The 24,492-nt window shown below is 52.3% G+C and carries 16 protein-coding genes; 6 read left to right on the top strand and 10 right to left on the bottom strand.

The window, feature by feature from the left end; translation table 11 throughout:
• Window positions 1–262: 262 nt before the first annotated feature.
• The 3 genes from I2H39_RS00480 to I2H39_RS00470 all read right to left on the bottom strand — a co-directional run bounded on the left by I2H39_RS00480 (window position 263) and on the right by I2H39_RS00470 (window position 4,246).
• Window positions 263–2,122: a sensor histidine kinase gene (locus I2H39_RS00480; protein WP_227146887.1), complete on the bottom strand. Its 1,860-nt coding sequence runs from the start codon at window positions 2,120–2,122 to the stop codon at window positions 263–265.
• A gap of 107 nt (window positions 2,123–2,229) precedes the next feature.
• Window positions 2,230–2,910, bottom strand: coding sequence for a response regulator transcription factor (locus tag I2H39_RS00475; protein ID WP_195625547.1), 681 nt, complete (start codon window positions 2,908–2,910; stop codon window positions 2,230–2,232).
• Between the two features lie 220 nt (window positions 2,911–3,130).
• Entirely contained in the window at window positions 3,131–4,246 is a 1,116-nt protein-coding gene (locus I2H39_RS00470) for a polysaccharide deacetylase family protein (protein ID WP_195625546.1), read from the bottom strand.
• Between the two features lie 290 nt (window positions 4,247–4,536).
• Between I2H39_RS00470 and I2H39_RS00465 the strand changes: the two genes are divergently transcribed.
• Window positions 4,537–4,989, top strand: a complete 453-nt coding sequence (locus I2H39_RS00465; RefSeq protein WP_195625545.1) for a helix-turn-helix transcriptional regulator — start codon at window positions 4,537–4,539, stop codon at window positions 4,987–4,989.
• A gap of 112 nt (window positions 4,990–5,101) precedes the next feature.
• Here the strand turns inward: I2H39_RS00465 and I2H39_RS00460 are convergent, their stop codons facing one another.
• From I2H39_RS00460 to I2H39_RS00435, 6 genes are all read right to left on the bottom strand, one after another.
• On the bottom strand, window positions 5,102–5,872 hold the full coding sequence (locus I2H39_RS00460) for an SseB family protein (protein WP_138307252.1): 771 nt from the start codon (window positions 5,870–5,872) through the stop codon (window positions 5,102–5,104).
• Window positions 5,873–5,931: 59 nt separating this feature from the next.
• Window positions 5,932–11,223 (bottom strand): EAL domain-containing protein, encoded by a 5,292-nt coding sequence (locus tag I2H39_RS00455; RefSeq protein WP_195625544.1) that lies wholly within the window; start codon window positions 11,221–11,223, stop codon window positions 5,932–5,934.
• A gap of 134 nt (window positions 11,224–11,357) precedes the next feature.
• Complete coding sequence (locus I2H39_RS00450; RefSeq protein ID WP_195625543.1) at window positions 11,358–12,377, bottom strand: methyltransferase dimerization domain-containing protein; 1,020 nt, start codon at window positions 12,375–12,377, stop codon at window positions 11,358–11,360.
• Between the two features lie 159 nt (window positions 12,378–12,536).
• Window positions 12,537–14,762 carry a penicillin-binding transpeptidase domain-containing protein gene (locus tag I2H39_RS00445; RefSeq protein WP_195625542.1) on the bottom strand — a complete coding sequence of 742 codons (2,226 nt, stop codon included), beginning with the start codon at window positions 14,760–14,762 and terminating at the stop codon, window positions 12,537–12,539.
• A 212-nt stretch (window positions 14,763–14,974) separates the two neighbouring features.
• The gene (locus I2H39_RS00440; RefSeq protein ID WP_195625541.1) at window positions 14,975–15,793 is read right to left on the bottom strand and encodes a hypothetical protein; all 819 of its coding nucleotides are present in this window, start codon (window positions 15,791–15,793) and stop codon (window positions 14,975–14,977) included.
• 24 nt (window positions 15,794–15,817) lie between these two features.
• Window positions 15,818–17,419 carry a hypothetical protein gene (locus tag I2H39_RS00435; protein WP_227146884.1) on the bottom strand — a complete coding sequence of 534 codons (1,602 nt, stop codon included), beginning with the start codon at window positions 17,417–17,419 and terminating at the stop codon, window positions 15,818–15,820.
• Window positions 17,420–17,639: 220 nt separating this feature from the next.
• Here I2H39_RS00435 and nadA point away from each other — a divergent pair, with 220 nt between their 5' ends.
• From nadA to I2H39_RS00410, 5 genes are read left to right on the top strand one after another with little or no spacing between them, the layout of a single operon-like run.
• Window positions 17,640–18,590 carry a quinolinate synthase NadA gene (gene nadA, locus I2H39_RS00430; RefSeq protein ID WP_330640928.1) on the top strand — a complete coding sequence of 317 codons (951 nt, stop codon included), beginning with the start codon at window positions 17,640–17,642 and terminating at the stop codon, window positions 18,588–18,590.
• Between the two features lie 36 nt (window positions 18,591–18,626).
• Complete coding sequence (locus I2H39_RS00425) at window positions 18,627–19,844, top strand: L-aspartate oxidase (protein WP_195625540.1); 1,218 nt, start codon at window positions 18,627–18,629, stop codon at window positions 19,842–19,844.
• Window positions 19,813–20,670, top strand: a complete 858-nt coding sequence (gene nadC, locus I2H39_RS00420; protein WP_195625539.1) for a carboxylating nicotinate-nucleotide diphosphorylase — start codon at window positions 19,813–19,815, stop codon at window positions 20,668–20,670. Before I2H39_RS00425 ends, nadC begins: the two co-directional genes overlap by 32 nt.
• Before the next feature lie 33 nt (window positions 20,671–20,703).
• Window positions 20,704–21,252, top strand: coding sequence for a transcription repressor NadR (locus I2H39_RS00415; RefSeq protein WP_195625538.1), 549 nt, complete (start codon window positions 20,704–20,706; stop codon window positions 21,250–21,252).
• 13 nt (window positions 21,253–21,265) lie between these two features.
• Window positions 21,266–22,072, top strand: a complete 807-nt coding sequence (locus I2H39_RS00410) for a metallophosphoesterase (protein ID WP_138307271.1) — start codon at window positions 21,266–21,268, stop codon at window positions 22,070–22,072.
• Here the strand turns inward: I2H39_RS00410 and I2H39_RS29000 are convergent.
• A complete protein-coding gene (locus I2H39_RS29000; RefSeq protein ID WP_227146870.1) occupies window positions 22,056–24,365 on the bottom strand; it encodes a hypothetical protein in 2,310 nt (769 codons plus the stop codon). The genes I2H39_RS00410 and I2H39_RS29000 overlap by 17 nt on opposite strands.
• Window positions 24,366–24,492: the final 127 nt, after the last annotated feature.

The raw sequence follows: 24,492 nt of genomic DNA, 5'->3' as shown, positions 1-24,492 counted from the left end.
CAAATACCGGGATTGACTGGATATTGGACAATGCCAGTACAGACGCCATTACAACCGCAAACTTTCTCTTTAACTTACCCCTCATGTTTCCTCCTCTCTTCCCGCCGGTATGCCTGATTTATGGCAGAAATTGTTCTATATGATTGAACGTTCGATTATGAACAGATTCGTTCATAATCCCTAAAACAACGAAATGCGAACACGTTCTTCACGGGTTCGCATTTCTGTCTATTCTTATATAATCTTATTATACCAGAACCCTTTAAGGAAATCTGATTGTAAATACCGTACCTCTTCCGGGAGTGCTTTCCGCCTCCGCCGAGCCTCCCATGGCCTCCACAACTGTTTTGACTATATACAGCCCTAAGCCGCTGGAGCCGTCCTTTTCCCCGCGTTCCGGCGATACCTTGTAGAAGCGCTCAAAGATGTGAGGCAGATGTTCCGGTGCAATTCCCTCCCCTGTATCCGATACCTTCAGTTCAACCTGACCGCCGTTTCTCCGGATTGAAAGCGAAATGCTTCCTCCGGCCGGCGTATGGCGGATTGCATTGTAAACCAGGTTATCCAGCACACTCCAGATTTTATTGCCATCCACCTGCAGTTCAATTCCCTCCTCTGCCTCGGCCGAGAACTGCATTCCATTATCCCTGACCAGCTCCGCATACTTGTGTTCCGACTCTTTCATCAGTCTCTCCGCCTGTATCCGGTCCTTGCGGTAAACCGCCGTACCGCCCTCCAGCCGGGTCACTTCAAACAGGTTGTGGATTAGTCTCTGAAGGTCCAGGTTCTTGTGATAGGCAATCCCCAGATACTCCGCCCGCTCCTGCTCATTTGCCGCAATCGTATCATCACCCAGCAGTTCCAGATAATTGTTCAGCACGGTCAGCGGAGTTTTGAGGTCGTGGGAGATATTGGCAATCATTTCCCGCAGGGCTGCCTGGGATGCTGCCAGCTGCCGGTTGGCGCTGTTTAACTGCTCCGTCCTCTGTTCCACCAGTAGTTCCAGATGTTCATTGATATGCTCCACCTCATTGTGGGCTTGCGCATAATTCCGCGAAAGCATGGTGCACTGGCAGAGCAGCAAAAACAGGTTCGGGACAATTCCCGGTACAAAAAGCGCCCCTTCAAAGACCGTCTTCGACAGCGGGCCGAAGAAAATAAAAATGATTAAGCTCAAAAAATAGAGAAACCGGTACGGATCTTTTCCTATTTTTCCGTTCTTTGCTGCCAATACCACCGAAATCCCATAGGGGAGCAGCACCAGGAACATCCAGTTGACTGCAGTTGCATAGGGAACACTCCGGATGCAAATCAGAACCATGGGCAGGATAAAACTGATTCCATATACCACCCGCAGAGTCCGGCCCAGGCGGACGCGGAATATCTGAAGCATAAACATGCAGATACACAGGTTCTGGAGGGTAAACAAGAGCAGGAACACCCGGTTAAGCACCGGACCAATCCCACCCGGAAGAAAATACTGGAACAGGTTGTTGCTCTCCATGGCAAGGCGGACCGTTGTCACAAGACAGGTCACACTGTAAATGAGATAAATTTTCTCCCTCCTGCGGAATGCAAACAGGAACAGATGATAGATGCCCATAAACAGGATACCGCCCAGTGCAAAGGCAATCAAGGTCCGCTGCCAGAATATGTGATGGCTCAGCACCGTATCGCGGCCAATGAGAAGGGAATAAAATATACCGCTCCCGTTCATATGGTAATTGGCTGCCTGAATCACCAGTTCTATCCTGCCGTCCTGCGGCACCAGGGCCAGAAGGTCATTTTTCACTCCGGGAACCGTGTGTTGCGCCGAATCACCCGGCTGTCCGGCTGCAAAGATTTCAGTTCCATTCACCCAGATGACGGAGGATGACATGATTTCCGGTACATAAAGAAGCAGGGCCCGGTCCGTGGCAGTCCGGATATGCAGGCGGTACGTTGCATACCCCAGCCCCGGATATCCCTTCTTAATCCATGGCCCGGGCAGGTCAATATACTCACCTCCCTCTGTCCGTCCTTGACAAAAGTCCTGCGGGGTATAGAGTTTTCCATAATAAAACTCCCATTCCCCACCCAGCGCATAGACATCTGAGTTAAAATCCCTCTCCCTGTAATCCATTACTCCTTTTGCCGCCTTCGGTCCTTCCGAAACAAACGGCTGGCATGCGGTAAAAAGCAGAATGATGCAGACGGTTAATATGAGGGTAACTAAACACAGGAACCGTTTCATAGCTTTATCCTCGCTTCCGACCTGGGCCGGAACTCATAACCTTCTCCGCGCACTGTTTCAATGTTACCGACCAGATGGCCTGCCTCGTCCAGCTTGCGCCGCAGCCTTGCAATATGTACTGCAACCGTATTTGTGGTATCAGGCTTCCCGGTTCTCCATACATCTCTGTACATTTCCTCCGGTGTTAAAATCCGGCCGGAATTCCCCAGAAAATACAGGAACAAGTCAAACTCCTTTGGGGACAGCAAAATTACATGGTTTCCCGCGGTCAGGCTTTGCTGATGATGGTCAATGATGAATCCCTGCATGACACTGCGCCGCACCTGCGCATAAACCCGGGCAGCCAGTTCCTTTAAACTGTAGGGTTTGGTGATATAATCATCCCCGCCGGCCATTAATCCCCGGATTTTATCCTCCTCATCATCCATACAGCTTAAAAACAGAATGGGCGCTGATGTAATATTGCGTACCGCCTGACAGAGCTCAAACCCATTTAAATCCGGCAGAAGCACATCCAGCAGAATACAGTCATAGCTGCGCTGGCGCAGCAATTCCAGGCCGTCCATGGCGCAAATCGCCGTATCAACCTTGTACCCCCTGGCTTCCAAATATTTTCGGTTGGTTCTTAAAATGTCCGGCTCGTCGTCAACGGCCAGCAGCCAATACGTTTGTTCCAATTGTCTCCCCTCCTTTCCTGCGTTAGATGAACGAACATGTTCATCTTCCCTGAAACAGCAATATGCGAACGGCAGGTGCCATTCGCATATTTTACTGCTTTTATTATATGGTTGATTTAATCCTGTGTCAATAGAGAAGTGCACCGCGCCTCCCCTCTGTCCATTTAGTTCCCCGTTTAGTGATGTTGGGAAATACGAATATGGTGAAGCCGGCTGCCTCCTACTTATTGCGGATATTAAAATAAACCTGCCCAGCTTCCAGAGGCAGCCCTTTGGCTGCAAACATCTCGCTGACCGTGACAAACTGATATCCCTGGGCGGCCAGCTGGGGAATAAGGGTTTCAAATGCCTCGGCCGTGGAGGAATACAAATCGTGCATCAGCACAATACTTCCATCCTTTGCCTGGGAAAGCACAGAGGCCGCAATGGCATCCTTGTCCTTACTGGACCAGTCCTGCGTATCAATGTCCCACTGAATCATGGGGTAGGATACCAGGCCGGGCACCTGGCCCTTAAAGGCGCCGTAGGGCACCCGCACCAGCCTGGGCCGGAAGCCTGTCACGGCCTCCACCGCATCGTTGGTCATCTCAATCTGGGATGCCACTTCTTCCGGAGCAATCGTTTCCAGATTCTTGTGGTTAAATGTATGGTTCCCTATCTCAGACCCGGAATCCTGGATTCGCTTGAGGGTGTCCTTGTAGTCATTGACACGGCTTCCCACTATAAAAAAGGTAGCCCTTCCCCCGTAAGCCTGGAGCGTGTCCAGGATTCTCATGTCCACGCTGTAATAAGGACCGTCGTCAAAGGTAAATGCAATCATGGGCCTAGATGCGTCAACCGGTCCTGAAACAGGGAACAGCTCATTTCCGCTGCCTGCAGGACCGAAGGACGCTTCACCGGAGGGCGGGGCAGCCTGCACCACATTACCCGGCCCATCGCTGGATTCAGCAAACGGCGCAATGGTTTCCGGCATCTGCTGTTCCTGCGCAGGGCCGGAAGCTTCCGGTCCCATGGAAGACAGGTCCATGGAAACGCCGTCTTCAGAGGAGTTCTTTTGGGAGGCAGCCGTTTCCCCTGTCTCAGGTGTATCTGATTGATTGTCCTTTGTTTCGCTGTTTTTTTCCGCTATCCAGGCAGCCGGACCGCTGCTCCTGCCTGCCATCACGTTTTTTCCATAAAAAAACAGCTGTGCACAGCCAATCACAACCGCCAGAATCAAAACCAGTTTCACGCCGAACTTCAGAGTGGATTTAAATTCTTCCTCCCGCCTCCTGGCCTGCTTGGTCTTACTCATTCGTTTCTTTGGATTGGTATTCTTTTTAGTATCTTTTAACATGTGTTCTGGTCTCCTGTGTAATTTAATGCAGCCAGCCTCTGACCAGCCTGTCTATTGTAAACAATTTAATCGGCCCTGTCCATGGATTTAAAGAAATTGAAAGAATATGTCACAATAACTCAAAGAAAGCTGCGAGAAAAAATACCATGAGAAAAAATATCATCAAATCAATGCCGTTTCTTGAAGAATTATAAATAATATGGTAGAATTATCCATGAAGGGTATTTTATGGTTATCTATCGGGTTTGGGACCGATATGATATGGGATTACCAGGAAATGGGGACTTACTGTGAAAAATGAGAAACTGATTGCACTAATGAATTTAAAGGGGATGACTCAGGCAACCTTATCAAAGGAAACACACATACCTGCCAGCACCTTGAAGAGAATCATAAACGGAGAAAACCAAAAGGATAAGATGGCCCACATGGAAGCCATTGCAAAGGCGCTCGGCACTTCCGTCCATTCCATCTTTGACATTCCGCTGGAAACGCCCCTGGCCGCTGCACTGCGCCCGGATGAAGCGGGAGCATCTGTCACAAAGCTTTTGAATTCAGATGAATCCCTGCTCATTTACTGGTTCCAGAATACATACCGCGAGGGCCAGGCCGCTGTCCTTAAGCGTGCCAAGGAAGAGTACAACAAAACACAGAACGAAATATTAAAAAAGGTAACGTCCCTTGACAGGCCAAAAGACAAACCGGATGACTTCAACCAACTGACCCTTGAACTCAAAACGTGAAAATGCTGCAGTGAGGCAAAACCTCATTACAGCATTTTCACGTTCATCATTCCAAAGTCCTTCTGTTTACCTGAATTTTATAAATGAGTTTTTTTCTCATTTCCTATATTTCCTATGCATCCTGTTTTGGCTGGCCGGACGCCTTCTTAATCTGCAAAGGCATCCTGACTCCCATGGGATTGAGAATCACTCCCTTTGCCTCTTCTGTCATAATCTGGGGTATCTTGTCTGCGGTCACCACAAGAGGACGCAGCCTGCCTTCCCGGTTAAACTTCTGGAACTCTAATATGTCTGTAAAAATGGCCTGGAATAGCTGCTCGTTCACCTTGACAGCTGCCAGTCCCTTCCCCTCCTTCTCCGCAGGAACAATGTAACTTCCTTTACTGAAATCACTGGTAATCTCATCCTGCCATTCCTTAATCTGCGGAAGGCTCTCCTGCCCTGGTTTTCTTCTCAGTTCCTGCATATAATACAGCATGGTCAGATGAAGGGAGGGGTTCTCCACCCATATCTTCTCCCCTGACTCCTGACCCTGCTGCTTATTGCGCTTCACAAAATCCTGCAGCTGAATCAGACAGTCCTTTTCCCCGTCTTTTACCAGCAGCGCATTCACTCCCAGGGTATAGAGGCTGGTGTAAAACATCAGAAACTGCTTGTTCTCCAGCTTCATGGGTTTTACAGGCGTTCCCGCCTCGGTCTGTTCCTTTGCCTCCTTTATGGCTGCCTGGGCATCAAAGAAAACAATGATTTCATCATCATAGGTTTCCTGGTCGCAAACCACATAGGGCTCTCCTGTGCACATGGAAAGCAGGACATAAAGCTCTCCTGAGGTTTTAAGCCGGTTCATGATTTCCTGTTTTCCTGTCGTTTCATTCGGTTTCATTTGTTAGTCTCTCCTTTATGTTATTATATCAGGCTGTATTATCACGTCTGCGCGCTGCATCAGGCATTCTTCCCTATGGCTTTTAAAAGCACTGCCGTCATCACACTGACATCTATGGGTTTGGCCACATGGGCCGTCATTCCGGCTTTAAGGGCTGCCTGTACATCCTCTGCAAAGGCATTGGCTGTCATGGCTATAATGGGTATCCGGGCAGCGTCCTCCCGGTTCAGACCGCGGATAGCCCTGGCCGTATCATAACCGTTCATCTCCGGCATCTGTATATCCATAAGCACGGCATCGTAAGTCCCCGGCGCAGTGTTCCTGAATTCATCCAGGGCCTTGACCCCGTCCGTCCGTATAACGGACTGCGCGCCCTGCATCTGAAGGAGTTCGCAGAGAATCTCGGCATTGATGGCATTATCCTCAGCTATCAGGAACCTGCATCCTGACAGGGTTCCTGCTCCGGCCAGGGCCTGCTCTTCCCTGCCCGCCTGTGCGCCCCCTTCCGGTTTCCCTCTCATTGCGCTTTCTTCGTCCCCGGCCGGTTCAAATTCCAAATCCACCAGAAATGTGGTTCCCTGGTGTTCCCGGCTCCTTACCTGGATGGTCCCTCCCATAAGGTCCACCAGACCCTTGGTGATGCTTAAGCCTAATCCGCTGCCTTCCACGCAGCTGTCATTCCTGCACCGGCTAAAGGGTTCAAACATATGCTGTAAAAAATTCTCCTTGATTCCAACCCCGGTGTCGCTGACCGTAAAGCAGTAGTGAATCCATCCTTCCGTTTGTACCTGACCGTATTCCTCTGCACAGAAGCTGACCCGGCCTCCTTCCGGCGTGAACTTGCACGCATTTCCCAGAAGATTGATGAGAATCTGGTTCAGACGCAGGGAATCCCCGTAAAACTCCCTGTGGACAAGCCCCTCTGTCCGGACCTCAAAGTCCAGTCCCCTGCTGCGGGCCTGGGGTTCCATCATTCCTGTAATCTGTTCCACCAGGGATGGAAGGGATATGTGCATACGGTTGAGAATCAGCCTGGAACCTTCTATTTTACTCATATCCAGCACATTGTTAATCAGACTCATAAGATGCCCTGAGGACAGGGATATCTTTTTCAGACAGTCCTCCACCCGTTCCTTTTCACCGATGTGGGCCGCAGCCAGTTCCGTCATGCCTATGATTGCATTCATGGGCGTGCGTATGTCATGGCTCATGGCTGAAAGGAATTCACTTTTCACCTGGCTGGCCTCTTCTGCCAGGGCAAGGGCTTCCCTGAGTTCATCCTTCTTGCGCCGTTCGTCCGCCAGCATGTCGGTCACGTCCGCCCGTACCATGCAGACGGTCTTGCGGTTCCTGTCGCCCCACAGAATGCTGATTTGCTTATACCGTACGCCCTCCCCCGCTGTATAGGGAATCACAAAATCATACCCAGCCGGTTCCTTTTCCAGGCGGGAAACCATGGTATCCAAACGGAACTGTGTCCGGATAAACTGTTTTCCGTCCCCAATATCATAATACCCTGCAATCCGCTCCACGGAATCATTGTAGTCATCCAGTATATACGGCGACAGATTCTCCTGTACGGTCTGTCTGGTATACATGGTCATGCGCCTGCTGCGGATATTCACAAATCCCATGAGTTCAAAGGTGGAGGCAACCACATTCAGCATTCCCTGCTGTTCCCGGACAGAATCCGTGATGTCGGTCCGGGCCATGCAGATGCGTCCCAGGCGCAGGTCTATGGAGGAAATTGTCAGGTTTTTTGTAAGTATATCGCCCTGTTCCCCAATGATTGAATAATGGAAGGAATAGGAATCCTCCTTTTTCAGCTGTTCCAGGATATATCCGGGCTCCATCATCCTTGCCGCATGTTCCTTGTCCCTGGGCACGACCTGCACCTTCAGCATATAATCCACCTGCCGGGAATGGCAGCCGGACGGCCCGGGGACATCCTCCGCCTCTTTGCCGCTGTTAAGCAGCATGTATCTGTCGCGGAACAAATCCACGTCTATGACCATGTCGCAGCCCACCACGGTCATGCGGTGAAGAATTCTCTCCGATATGACCTGCTCCGTGATATCCGTCACAGTGAAGATACCCGTGATATCACCCGTATCCGGCGTCTCCAGCAAATCCACCTTAAACCGGACATACCGGCCGTAGGAATCCCTGGGAAGCCTGATGAAACAGTTGACATCCTGATTCACTCCCGGAGCATCCACAAAGGCTGCCGTGTACGCCCGCCTTTCCTCCTCATCTTCAATGAATCCGGAGATACCGGCAAAGAATTCCTTCCGGTTTGACCCAAAGGTTTCCATAAGCCCGGAATCCGTGTGGTCAATGACCTCCAGTACCTGGTTCTGGGTAATGCTGTAATGCCCCACAATCAGCGCATTGGGTCCGGGCGTCCGGTAGTGTTTGAGCAGAAGTTCCCTGTACCGGGCCCTCAGCCGTTCCTGTTCCTCCCGTTCCTCTGTTATGTCATAGTAAATGGCATAAATCCGGTTTTCTCCCTCCTCGTCCTCAATCAGGGTAAACCGGTTCCTGACCCATATATAGCTTCCCTCCCCGCGGCCCTTCTTCAGACGGTACACTATCTCGCGGCTGCAGGAGCCATCAGCCGCATACTCCTCCATCCGTCCCGCCACATAGGCACGGTCCTGGGGATGCACCCCGTACATGGCATCCTCCCGGTACAGTTCCCATGCTTCCTCATACTCCATATCAGTCATTGCAGCAAATCCATCCGATAAAAACTCCGGCTGCATGGTCCCGTCCTTTTTCCGCCGCAGCACTGCAACCCCGCCGGGCAGGTTTTTTACTACTGTCTGGAAATACTGTTCCAGGCGCTTCTTTTCTTTCTGGGTCTGCACTTCCTCCGTCACATCCCTCACATACTGGATATAGGCCGGAATGCCGTTCCAGTCCGTCTCACGGAACCTGGCGCTGTAAAACCTTCCCTGACTGGACAGCATCATGGAATTGTCCCTGCCGCCGGCCTGGTAATTCTTAATCACACAATTGGCGCAGGGGGACATATTCCCCCGCAGGGCCAGATGGCATTTCTGTCCCAGGCTCCGCTGCTTCCCGGCAAACGGGCCTTTTGTCTCATTGGCATAGAGCAGGTCATAATTTTCCTTGCTGATTACATAGATACTGTCCACGGTTTCATTGGCAATGCTCTGGAAGAGGCGGGCCTCTGCCGACATGCCGGTAAATACAGCATAAAAGCTCATTTTATCAGACACAGGCCCCATGCGCCGCCCGTTCAGGTGAATCCATATAATATTCCCGTCCTTGTGGCGCATACGGTACGAAATATCCAGGATTCCGCCGCTTAAGACAGCCTCCTTTGCTGCCGCCAGCACACGCTCCCGGTCCGCCTCATATATGATATCCATGGCATCGCGGGCCACCAGCTCCCGGAATTCTTCCCTGGTATGCCCGGAAATGGCAAGGACGCCGTCGGAATAAAAATCCGGTATAAAACGGTTACCCTCAATCCGGTAGCTTGCAATGCCTCCTGGAATGGAATTGACTATAACCTCCATCCGTTCATTCATGGCAGCCAGCTTCTGCTCCAGACATGCCTGGCTGTCCCCGGCGCCGCAGGTACTGTACAGAAATTCCCCTCCGTCATATGCATGGCCGGGGTCCTGGTTTTCCGGTTCCTGCAGCTCCTTTGTCTCCATCCGGGGCATTGACTTCATAAGCTCCTCAAAGACATCTCCGGGCATTGGCTTTCCGAACAAATAGCCCTGCACATAATCGCATCCGATTTCCTTCAACCGTTCCAGCTGCTCCCCGGTTTCCACGCCCTCCGCCACCACGCTCAGGTTCATCCACCGCGCAAGGCTCATGATAAAACGAAGAATTCCCTGGTTCACAGGCTTGGCCGTCTCACTCTGGATAAACTTCATATCCAGCTTCAGAATGTCAAGGGGCATCTGGTTCAGCATGTTTAAGGAGGAATAGCCACTTCCGAAATCATCCATCTCAATGATGAAGCCCAATTCCCTGAGGTGGGTTACTGTCTCGATGATTTGGCCCGGATTCTCCGTATAGGCGCTCTCCGTAATCTCCAGGTGCAGGCGCCAAGGCGGCAGGCCATATTTATGTACGGTCCGCAAAAGGATGTTGGCAAGGTCTGCATTGTAGATATCAGCCCTGGACACATTCACGGATACAGGAACCCGGGGATATCCCTTCCTGTCCCAGTCCTGCAAATAGGCGCAGGTACGGTCCCACACATACTGGTCCAGCTGTGTGATAAACCCGTTCCTCTCAAACAGAGGAATAAACTCCCCGGGGGACTGGAAGCCCCATTCCGGATGAACCCACCGCACCAGGGCCTCTGCCCCTGCCAGGGTCTTATCCTTCAGGCTGTACTTAGGCTGCAGGTACACAATAAACTGTCCCTGGACCAGGGCCTCCTCCATACTGTCCGTGATGGCCTGTTCCCGGAGCAGCTTGCTGCGCAGTGCCTCGTCATAGGCTGCAAAATGCCTTCTGTACTGGCCCTTAATGCTTCGGACTGCCAGCAGGGCCCGGTCGCACATCTGTTCCACGGATATGGAGCGGTCGTCAATATGGTAGACGCCCCATTTCATTACCATGTTTTTCACATTGGACATGGTGTTAATCTGGTTTCCCGCCTCCACGAATAACTGCTCTGAATATTCCCAGCGCCGTTCCAAGAGGCAGGCAAACTGGTCCGCATTAATCCGGCCGCAGATTCCCCATCTGCCCACCCGCTTTGAAAACATGGCGGCCACATTCACAAGGAGTCTGTCCCCGGCCGGCACCCCGAATATGTCATTGACAAGCTTGAAATTCTCTATATTGGAATAAATGATGTCATACTCCTGCTCAGGGCGGGCGGCCAGGGTTTCTTTCACACGCTGGTAAAAAAATTCTTTTGTGTAGAGCCCGGTCAGCCGGTCATACTGAACCAGATTTATCATGGCTGCTGTTTCCCTGAGCTTGATAATACTGGCCACGCGGTGCAGAATGACCTGGGGTTTGTAGGGTTTTGCCACGAAGTCCGTGGCGCCGTGGGACAGGGCGGCCACTTCGTCGGATTCACCGTCGCTCTGCGTGGTAACGATGACCGGTATGGATGCCAGCGCCGGGTCCTCCTGCATACGCGCCAGGAAGGTATACCCATCCATAACAGGCATGATGATGTCCAGCAGAATCAGCGCAATTGCGTCCCTGTATTTCCTCAGCGCCTCCAGGGCAGCCAGCCCGTTCTCCGCCTCCAGCACCTCATATTCAGATGACAGGATGGAACTCAGCATCATACGGTTTATCTCGTTATCTTCCACAACCAGTATTTTTCTTTGTGTGAACATTATTTTCCCTCTTTTCAAATGATACACAACTTTATTTATTGTATCATATTAAGAAACCATTGCCAAGTAATCCATGGCGTTGCAGATTCACTTTCATTGCGGTTTGCTCATCCCTATGTCTGCTTATCCGGTTTTCACACCTGTTTTCTGAATATATCCACGTCCACGTTTCCTGTGGAATAAATACCGGTTCGTTTTTCAGCGCTCCTGAATCCGGCTGCCATGGCAGCCTCTGCGATTTCATTCTTCTTAATCCCCAGGTTATATCCCTGCATATTGTAAGGCAGCCAGCCCAATATCATGTCCCACGGGCCTGAACAATCCCTCTCGATTCCCTCTGAATAGCACAGCAGCACGCCCCCTGGATTCATGGCCTCACAGAGCCTCCCCATAAGAGCAGCCAGTTCCTGTTCCACAAAACTCAGGGTGGCAATGGCCAGAATCAGGTCATAGCCTTTTCCTATGTCGTCCGTCAGATAATCCCCTGTCATGGGCGCTGCCCTCCCTTCCAGGCCGGTCAGACGGATGGACTCGCGGATAGCCGGTTCCATGGCCGGGCGGTCATATAGGATTCCTGTCAGGTCCTCCCGTTCCCCAATCACTCCCAGCCCCAGCAGTCCTGTTCCGCAGCCCAAATCCAGGATTTTCCTGATACCCGGGTACTCCGGAAGCTCCCTTACGATTCCCTGTATCTCAGTCTGCCGGAACCCCATTTGGGATTCCCGCATGTTCTGTACGTATTGCCGGAAGTCCGGCTGCCCTTTCGGTCCCCGGCCGCCGCCGGGGCCTTTTTCAACCAGCTTCTTAAACTCCCCGCATCCCATGCACTCCTCTGCACAGTTAAAAGCCAGATGGCCTCCAATGTACTCCGGCCTGCCTTTTACAAGATACCGGTCTGTTTCCCTGCAGTTGCAGTACATCCCATCCCTTTTCCAGATAAATCCCAGGCAGTAAAGGGCATCCAGGAAATACCGGGTATTGTCTTCATCCCACCCTCTCTCCGCTGATAGCTCCCTTACGCTCTTTCTCTGGGTAAGGCCGGAAAAAACCTCCAGCTCCACGGCTGCATTCAGCACGCTGATATAGAGCGGAAGGTAGGGAAGCCTGATGAGCCTCCGTAAAATCCCCTCTGATGAAAATGAATCCATAGGCATTGATTTCCCCTCCAATCCCCCGATACACGGTTTCTGTTGATTACCTCCTCACTTATAGTATATGCCGGCTGCTCCGGATTGTCCTGCCGCCCGGATTATTCACCGGACAGGCTATATACCCGGCCGGACTATATACCGGACGAACTATACCCGGACGGACTACTGGCCGGACGGTATATAAGCTGCCAGCACATCCCTGGACTTTCTGACCACCAGTCCGCTTCCTCCGGCGTTCTTCACATCTTCCACCATACTGACCATAAGAACCGGATTTTGAATGTTCCCATCAGCCGTGTACACGGCAAACCACCCCAGTTCCGTGCCGCTGGTGTCCTCCTTGGATGCCTTTATCTCAGCGGTTCCAGTCTTTCCTGCCAGGGTAATGTCAGAACGCATGGCAGCATGTCCTGTGCCGTGCTCTGAATGGATAACAGCCTTCATCCCGTCCTCCACGGTTTCTGCCGCCTCCGGCGTGCAGGCATCCTCAATCCATACCTCCGGCTCCGGCGTGTCCTTATACACAAGATAGGGCTTCAGAACCTTCCCGCGGTTGGGGTACATGGTGTAAAGAGATGCCAGATGAATGGGGTTTACCAGCATCTGGCCCTGGCCGTATCCGCTGTCCGCCAGCTGGATTTCCGTTTCTATCCGTTCCGTATTGGAGTACTGGGATTCCGCAACCGAGATTTCAAAGGGCAGTTTCCGGTTGAATCCCAGCCGGTCCAGTCCCGCCATGAAATTATCATAGCCGATTTTCAGGGCTGCCTTTGCAAAATATATGTTATCTGAGTAGATATAGGCATTTTTAAGGTTAACCGGACTGTATCCGTGAAGGGTAGTGACGTAATAACCGCCCCAGCCCGCATCCTTCTGCCAGCTTAGCCCTGCTGCTGCCTCCCCGAAATCCTCATCCGGCGTAAGAGCGCCGGAGGTAAGGCCAATGACGCCTGTAATGGGCTTAAAGGACGAGCCGGGGGCAAAACGCTGCCGGAAACGGTTTAACATGGGTTTTCTCTCATCCTCATTCAGTGCTGCCCAGGCTGCCTCCGACATGCCAAGGATAAAGTCATTGTTATCATAGCTGGGCGTGTTCACCAGGGCCAGAACTTCCCCTGTATAGGGATTCATGGCCACTGTACAGCTTTTGCTGTCCTGGAATGTATCATACACCAGTTCCTGAAGGCTGCTGTCTATGGTGAGGGTGATGTCCTGGCCGTCAATCCTGGGGATAGCGGCCAGCACCTGCTTTTCTTCTCCCTGGGAGGTGACAATGGATATGATGCGTCCATTCTGGCCCTTTAGTTCCTTCTCGAACAGCCCTTCCATTCCGCTTCTGCCTATAACGCTGTCTGACAGATAGCCTTCCCCCTTGTGCTCCTCCAGGTCTTCGGCCGTCACATTCTGTACATAGCCCACCAGATGGGCCGCTTTCCCGCCCAGGGGATAATACCTGACAGGCGTATCCGTAATCATGACGCCCGGAATGGTCAGAAGCTGGTCCTGAAGCGCCCTGTTCTGTACATTCTCCTCCTCTGGCAGAGCAGACTTGAGGTTGAGCTCATCCACTTTCTTTAACGTCTTGACAGGAACAAGGGAATCGTCCTTTACCCACCCGGCCGACAGCTTTTTGCGGATGCTGTCAGCCGAAATCCCTAAAAGCTCTGACAGACGGCTTAAGTCGTCCTCTGAATAGCTGTCCCCAACCCGGCTCATCTTTCCCGGCACAAGACCCACCATGGACGCGCTGCCCTTTCCGGCCAGCATGATACCGTTTCTGTCCAGAATGCTTCCTCTTATAGCCTTGTCCGCCACAACCCGTACCTTGTCGTTCCAGCTCAGGTTGGGAAATATGACACGGTCGCTCCAGACCAGCCTGTAATCCTTTGTTTCCTTCCCATCCTTTTTCCTTTTGTTCTTTTCTTCACCATGGCTGCCTGTTCCGTTTTCCACGGAAGATGCCTCCAGCTTAAAATCCACCTGGTTGAAAAAATGGATGGCGCCGGCAGAGCTTTCCATGCTGGTCTCATAGCTGACGGTCTGAATCCCCTGTTCCTGATTCTTTTCCTCCACCCCGGTAATCTCCACCTGGATGGAAGAAGCGCCTATGCCCTCGTATATGTTCTTATTCCTGGTTACAAAGTCCTCCCTGCTGATGTTCATACGGCTTTCGGAATCCAGCATCTGGTACATGGCCTCATAATTTCCCTGGGACAGGTATCCCGTATACTCCATGAACCGTTCATCCGGCGCAGCCGGCCCGGAGCTGTCCCTTGACTTTGAAAACCATAAAAACCCTGTGCCCGCGGCTGCAGCCAAAAGGCAGGCCAGGACTGCGGGAAGGATAATGACTGCCCTTGCTTTTTTTCTCTTCCTTCTGCTTCTCATTATATTTCCTCTCTTTAATTATGCTGGTTCAGGCATACTTTCTCTGAATCCATCCATAAATTGTTGCATAAGTGGCTGGCAAAATCAATAGCACAGCCGGATAATTAAGAAAAAATAAAGTAAAATCCCGGCCAGCCTGCATACCTGTCAGCTGTCCGGGAATGCGGCCGCAAGGCCTCCCTGAGGGGCGTTTACACTTTATTCCATCTATTTTACGGACGCTCTATGGCCGCCAGTTCAAGCCGGTCCGTTTCCATCCAGTACAGGCCGTAGCCCAGTGTTTCCAGACCGCCGTTTCCCAATGTAACGAACCCGTATACATTGGCATCCGTTTCCATGACAGGGCAGAGATTGGATATCCAGAGAATCTCCTGCCCTGCCTGCTCCCGGATTATTTCCCGGATTGTCTCCCGGATGGCCATTGCCTCTTCCGAATGGCTCCATTGCATAATGGAATCCGGTTTTTCCTGAAACCTACCCTTCAGCTCCAGGCTGCCGTCGGCAAATGTATACCGGTATGTCACCGGCATCTCCGTTTTAGGCGAATAGCATTCCGGCGATATAAAAGCACTGTCCTTATCTGCTGTGATAAGGGAATAATTGTCTCCCTGTGTTGTGCCTGCTCCCAGGGACTTAAGGTCCAGGGTCCTGTTTATCTTCCACCCTTCCCCTGTATTGATACACTGGAACAGTCCCGCAAAGCTATGAAATACAATCTGCCCATGACCTGCGTAGTCCAGCTCAATCCCATCAGCTCCCAGCAGGCTCAGATTGTCGGACATCTTTTCCAGGTCCGCCGGTTTCGCGGTCAGCTCCGCCGGTTTCTCGGTCAACTCCGCCGGTTTCTCGGTCAGCTCCGCCGGTTTCTCGGTCAGCTCCGCTGCGGAGGTGGTTTCCACCGCAGCCACGGTTACAGTCCCGGCCGCAGAATTCATATGTGCTGTCCTGCTGCACCCGGCCATCCCTCCCACAGCCATGATGGCTGCGGCCGTACCCAGAGCCAGCATATTTTTCCTGATATCGTTCTGCAAACAGTCTCCTCCTTCTCCGTCCGGTCACATCTGTACCGGCAATACAAATTCCTGGTTCCACCTGTAGGAAGGACTTTGGAGCTGAAGTCTGATTACAGAGTCCCCCTCCTGATAAAAAGCCTTAAATCCCGCCAGCTCTCCTGCATTATATTTATCTGCCCCTGCCATATCCGCCTGGGCGTATACTGTCTTAAAGGGGTCGCCGGTCCCTCCCTCCTGGCCTTCCTCCGGCTGTACCGCATTCACATAGTACAGAGTCTTATCCGCATCCCTCATCTCGGCCCTGGCATTGATATAAACCATATGTCTGGTAAGAGGTTCCCCGTTTTCATCCGTACCATATTCATAAAGTTCATCCATGGGACGGATTCCGTTCAGGTATATCCTGCAGTCCCTGAATTCCACTGCCTCGTCCAGGGACTGCCGTTCCTCAGGAATGGGAATCTCCAGTACGGCTCCCTGTTCCGGCGATGTGACAACAGGTTTCTCTGCATGCAGGTATGCTTCCGTAACAGCCGTTCCCTCCGGTATCCTGTACAGCGTCTCCTGTATGCTTCTGGGCTGGATGCCAGAGAGCTGGTCCAGAGACGTGGTCAGCTGTTCCCCCCGCGCAGGCACCAGTTCAGACGTTTTCCCGTCCGACAGCGTTGCCATCAGTTTCCCGCGGCTGAATCCGATTCTGTATCCATCCTGCGAGTAGGTATAGGTGGTAAGTCTGAGTCCCTCATCCTCCACCTCCCCCTCAGCCATCCCGTAAAATCCTTCATGCACCACCATTCCCTCTATATCCTCCAGCGAAACATAGGAGGGCGCCTTCTTAAAAACAATCTTCATAGGCTCCTGAAAGCCCTCCAGCCATAATTCATAGACGCCCTCCGGCTTAGCCAGTGTAAACCACTCCTTCCCTATGGTTTTTTCCGACACAGTGGATATGCAGTAGCCGCCTTTTCCGTTGTCATTGCAGGAGGTGCTGTTCCTCTGCTGCTGAAAACCCAGGCCGTCCATTCCCTTCCCTTTTATCCGGTCAAAGGTAACCGCCCTTGCGCCCTTTTCCTTCTGCGCCTTTTTCCCGGTCCGTAACCTGTCCTGAAAAGCACTGCGGCCATATAGGTTCTTCCCGCTGTCAATGCAGAAATAGCTGTCATCCCATTGCACATAAAGTCCCTGTTCCTGCTTCTTCCGGTTCTCCTCCTCCTGTTCCAAAATTTCCTTCACCTTCTCATCCGGTATCAGGGTCACGGTATCATCCCTCAGTTTCACCTTGACGCTGAGTACATTGTCCTGGTATACCGCGGAGAGAAGCCTTGCACTGACTCTGTCCCCATCTGTTTTCAGCCTGCTGGCATCCATATCCAATACATACAGAACCGGCTCTCCCTGTTTGCATATGCCGTAACCGGGAACCATCTGCCACTGGTTCTCTGTCACCGGACCGGCTGCCGTCTTCTCCGCTGCGGCTGTCTCCCGGGCGCCATTTTCCGGCTCCGTCTGTCCTTGGCCGTCCTGTTCCCTGACAGCCCCGGTTTGTTCCTGTCTGTCCCTTGTGTTGCTGTCAGCAGGCTGGCAGGCCGCCAGGCTTACAGCCGCAAACATGAGACAGGCTCTTATTCCGCGGATTTTCCTCATACAAATCCTCCTTTTCGAACGCTGGGCCTCGTCCTTAAAAGGCCCGGCATGATTCCTATCCTAATTCTACCATATCCTCTTTTTTCAGTGCTGAACTTTTCTTTAATAATCCTTACAATTACGCTGACCGCCCTGTTTCGGTGAAAAAATTAACCCGCCATGTGTCTTGTCACATGTAAATATATATGCTATACTGTTGCAGACACAAACAGAAAGCCAAATGAAAAAACGCCGGCGCATCAATGCCGGCAGAACAGGGGAAATTATGACGAAGCAGGAAGAAATAAGGCAGTTAAAAGCAGAACAGGACGCCGTCATCCTGGCCCATTATTATGTGGACCCCCAGGTGCAGGAAATGGCAGATTACATAGGAGATTCATTCTATTTAAGCAAGGTGGCCGCGGGTCTTGGCAACAGGACCCTGGTATTCTGCGGAGTCTCCTTCATGGGCGAAAGCGGAAAGCTGCTGAGTCCGGACAAGGTGGTCCTGATGCCCGACGCACAGGCGGACTGCCCCATGGCCCACATGGTGACAAGGGAGGAAGTGGAACAATACAGAAAGGAATACCCGGACCTTGCAGTGGTCTGTTACATCAATTCCACGGCAGAAATCAAATCCTGGTCCGATGTGTGCGTTACATCCGCCAATGCAGTCCGGATTGTGAGGAACCTGCCAAACCAGGACATTCTGTTCATACCGGATAAAAACCTGGGCCGGTATGTGGCCGGACAGGTGCCTGAAAAGCATGTGATGCTGGTAAAGGGCTGCTGTCCTGTCCACGACCATATGTCCCCCGGCGAGGTATCTGCCTTAAAGGAAATCCATCCCCACGCCCAGGTACTGGCCCACCCGGAATGCAATGCCCAGGTTCTTAAGCTGGCCGACTATATCGGCTCCACTGCCGGAATACTTAAATACGCTGCCGGAAGTTCCTCCAGGGAATTCATTATATGTACGGAAAATGGCGTGCGCTATGAACTGGAACGGCAGAATCCCGGCAAAGAGTTTTATTTTCCTGACACGGAACCAGTCTGCCGGGATATGAAAAAAATAACCCTGGATAAAATCATCCATGTCCTTCGTACCGGACAGAACCAGGCATCTGTGCCGGAAGCCTATGTCCCGTCGGCAGGCAGGGCCCTGGAACAGATGCTTAAGCTGGCGCAGTAAATTCAGGGCGGCGGATTCCAAAAGGAGGCATAGGAAATGACAAAACATATATACTGTGATGTGGTGATTGCAGGCTGCGGGGTAGCAGGGCTTTACACGGCCCTGAACCTGCCGGAGGACCTGCATATCCTGATGATATGCAAGGAGGATAGGAATACCTGCGATTCCATGCTGGCCCAGGGAGGCATCTGCGTGCTCCGGGATGAGGAGGACTATGATTCCTATTTTGAGGACACCATGAAGGCTGGCCATTACGAAAACCGGAAGGAAAGCGTGGACTTGATGATACGCACCAGCCCCGCCGTTATCCGTCATCTGCTGGAGCTTGGGGTAGGATTTGACAAAAACCAGGACGGTAGTTTAAAATATACGAAGGAAGGCGCCCATTCCAGGCCGAGAATCTGTTTCCATGAGGACATCACCGGCCAGGCCATTACCACGGTCCTCCAGGAACGGACAGCCGCGCTCCCCAATGTGGATATCATGGAATATACGGTCATGACAGACATTCTGACTGCAAACGGCTCCTGTGCAGGCATCCAGGCCAGGACCAGGGACGGCGGCGCCCTCTTCATCCATGCCCGTGACACGGTTATGGCCACCGGGGGGATTGGGGGGCTTTACCGGCATTCCACCAATTTTCCCTGTCTTACAGGGGATGCGCTGACCATTGCCCGGGCGCACGGCGTGAAGCTGGAGCACCTGGATTACGTGCAGATTCATCCCACCAGCCTTTACACGGAAAAACCGGGCAGGTCCTTTCTCATCTCGGAATCGGCCCGCGGTGAAGGGGCTGTACTCTTAAACAGTAAAGGAGAGCGCTTTGTCAATGAGCTTCTGCCCAGGGACCTGGTATCCCAGGCCATTGAGGCTGAGATGGATAAAGAGGGAAGCAGGCATGTCTGGCTGTCATTTGCCCCCGTGCCCCGGATAACCATCCTGGAACATTTTCCCCATATATACGAGACATGTCTTGCGGAGGGGTATGACATCACAAAAGAACCCATTCCGGTTGTGCCTGCCCAGCACTATTTTATGGGCGGTATATGGGTGGACCTGGATTCCAGGACCACCATGGAGCATCTGTATGCAGTGGGTGAAACCAGCTGCAACGGGGTCCACGGGAAGAACCGTCTGGCCAGCAACAGCCTGTTAGAGAGCCTGGTGTTTGCCGGAAAAGCCGCAGAACGAATAGAAAACAGCCAGAAAGGGAGAACTGATTATGAATCCAATTACCATGCAGCTTGTTGCTGACAAATACATACGTCTTGCCCTGGAGGAGGACATAAGCAGTGAGGACGTATCCACCAACGCAGTCATGCCTGAATACAAAAAGGGACAGGTACAGCTTATCTGTAAGGAGGACGGAATTATAGCCGGATTGCAGATTTTTGAGCGTGTATTTACCCTTCTGGACCCGGAAACCAGTGTGGTTTTTGATGTCAGGGACGGCGATGCAGTAAAAAAAGGCCAGCATCTGGCCACGGTCACAGGAGATGTACGCGTCCTTCTGTCCGGTGAACGGACGGCACTGAATTATCTGCAGCGCCTAAGCGGCATCGCCACCTATACCCACTCTGTGGCTGAAATGCTTAAGGGCACCGGGACAATGCTGCTAGACACCCGGAAAACCACGCCCTGCATGCGTATCTTTGAAAAATACGCGGTGCGGATTGGAGGCGGACGGAACCACCGCTACAACCTGTCCGACGGCGTTCTGTTAAAGGATAACCACATTGATGCGGCCGGCGGCGTCAGGGAGGCGGTTGCTGCCGCAAAGGCATATGCTCCCTTTGTCCGCAAGATAGAGGTGGAGACAGAGAATCTGGACATGGTGAAGGAGGCGGTGGATGCAGGCGCCGACATCATCATGCTGGACAACATGACGCCGGAGCAGATGGCCCAAGCCATACGCTATATTGACGGCCGGGCCAAAACCGAGTGTTCCGGCAACATGACAAAAGAAAACATCCGGACCATTACGGAGCTGGGCGTGGATTATGTTTCCAGCGGCGCCCTGACCCACTCGGCTCCGATTCTGGATATCAGTCTGAAGCATCTGGAGGTGCTGGCGGATTAAGGCAGGACTATGTATTACAGGAGGGAATGGAACATGGAAGATGTGATGAACGGAGCACAGAGACGCAGGAAGCTTCTGGATATGATGAGGCAGGCCTCCGCCCCCTTGTCCGGCGGGGCCCTTGGCAGGGAAACCGGTGTCAGCCGCCAGGTGGTGGTCCAGGATATCGCCCTGCTGCGCACCATGGGTTATCCCATTCTCTCCACTGCCCGCGGATATGTCCTCAATGAATCCAGGCAGGCGTCCCGTCTCTTTAAGGTCTGCCACACCAATGAGCAGACAGAGGATGAGCTGGTCACCATTGTGGACCTGGGGGGGATTGTACTGGATGTCATGGTGAATCACCGGGTATACGGAAAAATGTCAGCCCCCCTTAACATCAAGAACCGCCGCGACGTACAGCTGTTCATGAACAATATAAGGACAGGGAAATCCGCCCCTCTCATGAATGTCACATCAGGCTACCACTTCCATCATGTCAGCGCCGAACAGGAGGAAATACTGGATGAAATAGAGGAGGCCCTGAGGGAAAAACACTATCTGGCAGAGCTGCTGCCTTATGAGATGTCCGATGATGAGTAGACAGGAGCCTGATATGCAGAGTAACGCACATGTTAAAAACCCATTTTACTGCGGCCTCACAATTGGCCGTTACACGGAATACACCAGGAAGCTGGCCAGCCCCCTGAGGGCAGCCCTGATTGCAGACCTGCACAGCACCATCTACGGCAGCGCCCAGGAGCCGCTGCTGGAAGCCATACACAGCCACAGGCCTGACCTGGTTCTCATGGCAGGCGACATTGCCGACCACAAAGTCCCCCATAAGGGGACTTTACTGCTTTTAGAGGGCTTAAAGGGAAGGTATCCCACCTACTATGTCACGGGAAACCATGAGCAGTGGATTCACCAGATACCTGATATCCGGAAAATGTTCACCCGATACGGCGTCACTGTCCTTGGCGGCCGGACAATCCGCACATCCATCAAAGGCCAGCCCCTGATTATAGGAGGGGTGGATGACCCCCACGCCTTTACGGACTCCCACCACTCCGTAAAGCTGGATTCCAGATGGAAGGAACAATTCTGGCGCTGCTGTTCCCGCACCTCCCCTTTTATCTACTCCATCCTGCTGTCCCACCGTCCGGAACTCACCAAATATTACAGGGACAGCGGATTCGACCTGGTAGTGGCAGGCCACGCCCATGGGGGACAGTTCCGTATTCCCGGCTGTCCGGGCGGACTTCTGGCTCCTCACCAGGGCTTCTTTCCCCGGTATGCAGGGGGACAGTATGTCCTGGGCTCCACCTCCCTGATTGTCAGCCGGGGACTGTGCCTGAACAGGCTGCCCCGTATTTATAATCCGCCGGAGCTGGTTGTGGTGGACCTTAAACCCATTTCATAGATTCCACAAAAGACTGGAACGCCTCCATGTCCTGGCTGCCGCTGTATTCATTGTCCGGCATAAAGCCTCCTGAGAGTTCAATCATACGCCCGTTTTCTTCATCCGGCACAATGTACTCGATATAGGTGGTTTCATAGAGGGTATTCTGCCGGACCGTCAGCTTGAAAGCCCGTCGCCCGTCCAGCGTAATATCCTCTGCTTTGTCCACCGTCATCACTTCACCGTCAAAATCCAGGCCCATGTTTTTCAGGCCGGCCACCAGCTCTTCCCGTTTCCTCCGGCCGTAAGCCGCTGCATTTTCATCCGCCTTATAAGGGGAGTCCGTCATGGATAATGTATACCTCTCACCTCCGCTTTCCTCACAGCAGCGCAGGTCAATGCCGCCTTCTTCTCCGTAGCCGTATATTGTAAAGCTGCTGTCCTTTTCCATCTCCGGTGCCAAATCTATTTCAAATCCATACGTTCTCTGATGGAATGTACTGTCTTCTATATCCGCCCTTCCCCATGGGTCGTGATTCGGGTCCAATTCCAGCTCTTCCTCCTCCTGGGCCTGCTGTCCGCTCCAGTCCCATTCCCTTGGAACCGCATCCATGAACTTCTCCCCGTCGTGCTGGAAAAAGCCGGTAATGCCTTCATCAATCACCTTAAATCCGTTCTCTCCGCAAAATTTCAGGGTTCCAAGATAAGGATAGCTGCCGCTGCAGCCGGAGAGAAGGACCATTCCGCCTGCATATGGTTCGCATTGGACCACATGTTCATCGAACACCTTGGAAGAACCGGCAGAAGTCAGCCTCATAAGGTCAGGAGCCTCCTGTCCGCTGCCGCAAAACGCAAAGTATTCCCCTCCCTGTTCCCCTGACTCAAAGAAAGTACCCGGACAATAGTTATCCAGTATTTTTTTTCCGTCGCAATATAATGTCCATGTATCCTTATGTTCCGAATAAAAAATCCCGTCCTCCGTCACCTTCTGGATGTCAATTGCATATCCCTCCGCCACGCATTCCGGGGTACTGGTAAGGGTATTGTCAGTCAGGCTGAATTTGTATATCCAGCTTTCAGCTGACTGGAATGCATCATCCAGCTTTGCCACGGTCATATACAGGGCCCCGTCCCCCTCTGTCATAATCCAGGAGTACTCATGCAGCCAGTCATCCTGGATACCGGGAAGCCGGATTTCCGTCACCTGGTCCCCCACTGCCGCAAACAGCCCTTGGGACTGGCTGCCTTCACTGCATAGGTAGAACAATACCGGAGCCTGGTCCGTAAACATGGGGTCCCCCACAAACTCATATGCCATGGAAAACTTGTCTGTGAGAAGGGTTTTCGCTCCGTCTGAACAGAAATACAGGGAGCTTCTGTTATAGGTATCTGTATCCTGGGTATCACCAGGCGCCAGATAGTAAAGGCTGCCGTATTCCGGAGCCAGATAATAGTTGGCTGCATGGTCCTCCTCTGTAAGAATTTCCTCCATGGAACCATCCGCACCAATCCGCGCCAGCTCATGCCAGTAATCCCCTCCCTTGTCAACCGCCCGTTCCACATACACGATTCCAGCATCCTTATTCAGCCCCGCAAAGTCCATTTCCTCTGCCAGCAGAATTTCCTGTCCGTCCTGATAGCGGTACAGGGCCTGTCCGTCCCCGCTTTCATTCAGTCTGCTAAAGCAGAAATTATCCCCTTCCTCTGCAGGATAGAATCCATAGATGTCGGGCACAGCCAGTTTTTTCCCTTCTCCCGGCCGGTAGGAATAGAGGTTGATTTTCAGGTCCTCCGAAAATATATCCTCTGTATCCGGCTCCTGAATCCACAGAGTGCTGCCGCACATCTCAGCAACCGCATCCCCTTCCATGATGTCTTCCGTTTTCCCGTCCTCTTCCCTGACAGAAATAAACTTCTCATTATAATCAAACCAGCTGTCCCCAGTCTCAAAATTGAACACGGAAAAGCTGCCGTCCTCAGCCAGCTTCACATCATCATAAGTTTTAAGGTTGGCCCATATGCTTGCTTTCTCTGCCAGCACAACCGGATTCTTCCCCGGTTCCATATTCCCGTTCACATCTGCCCGCATCAGATTGGCATCCTTGATATAATAGACATAAGCCGGTTCCTTTTTTACCCCCTGCCCGTCATTTGTGCCGGATACGGTCTGCTGGCTGCTCCCAGGCTGGGATTGTCCCTTGGCGCCGTCACCTCCCGCAGGGGCGCTGCAGCCTCCGCCTGCAAGCACAGCGCACAGGGCCAGGGCTGTCAGCTGTATATATCTGTTATTTCTTTTACCGCTCCTTTTTCTCATTTCCTCTCCTCCTGATGATAAATATCCGCATTTACGTCGTATATCCGTACTTTTTTTACAGCTGCATAATCAGCCCGGAGACGGCGGATTTTATTAAGGTTTTTCTAATTTTTCTTACAGTTGCACC

The organism is Clostridium sp. 1001283B150225_161107_B6 (assembly GCF_015556325.1).
Taxonomy (GTDB): Bacteria; Bacillota; Clostridia; order Lachnospirales; family Lachnospiraceae; genus Enterocloster.
This window is presented reverse-complemented; position numbering and strand designations above follow the sequence as displayed.

Coding starts and splice junctions, on each gene's coding strand:
- I2H39_RS00480 (WP_227146887.1), bottom strand. CDS start 2,122: ATGGATTACAGGGAGAGGGATTTTAACTCAGATGTCTATGCGCTGGGT.
- I2H39_RS00470 (WP_195625546.1), bottom strand. CDS start 4,246: ATGTTAAAAGATACTAAAAAGAATACCAATCCAAAGAAACGAATGAGT.
- I2H39_RS00460 (WP_138307252.1), bottom strand. CDS start 5,872: ATGAAACCGAATGAAACGACAGGAAAACAGGAAATCATGAACCGGCTT.
- I2H39_RS00455 (WP_195625544.1), bottom strand. CDS start 11,223: ATGTTCACACAAAGAAAAATACTGGTTGTGGAAGATAACGAGATAAAC.
- I2H39_RS00450 (WP_195625543.1), bottom strand. CDS start 12,377: ATGCCTATGGATTCATTTTCATCAGAGGGGATTTTACGGAGGCTCATC.
- I2H39_RS00445 (WP_195625542.1), bottom strand. CDS start 14,762: ATGAGAAGCAGAAGGAAGAGAAAAAAAGCAAGGGCAGTCATTATCCTT.
- I2H39_RS00435 (WP_227146884.1), bottom strand. CDS start 17,419: ATGAGGAAAATCCGCGGAATAAGAGCCTGTCTCATGTTTGCGGCTGTA.
- nadA (WP_330640928.1), top strand. CDS start 17,640: ATGAAAAAACGCCGGCGCATCAATGCCGGCAGAACAGGGGAAATTATG.
- I2H39_RS00425 (WP_195625540.1), top strand. CDS start 18,627: ATGACAAAACATATATACTGTGATGTGGTGATTGCAGGCTGCGGGGTA.
- nadC (WP_195625539.1), top strand. CDS start 19,813: ATGAATCCAATTACCATGCAGCTTGTTGCTGACAAATACATACGTCTT.
- I2H39_RS00415 (WP_195625538.1), top strand. CDS start 20,704: ATGGAAGATGTGATGAACGGAGCACAGAGACGCAGGAAGCTTCTGGAT.
- I2H39_RS00410 (WP_138307271.1), top strand. CDS start 21,266: ATGCAGAGTAACGCACATGTTAAAAACCCATTTTACTGCGGCCTCACA.
- I2H39_RS29000 (WP_227146870.1), bottom strand. CDS start 24,365: ATGAGAAAAAGGAGCGGTAAAAGAAATAACAGATATATACAGCTGACA.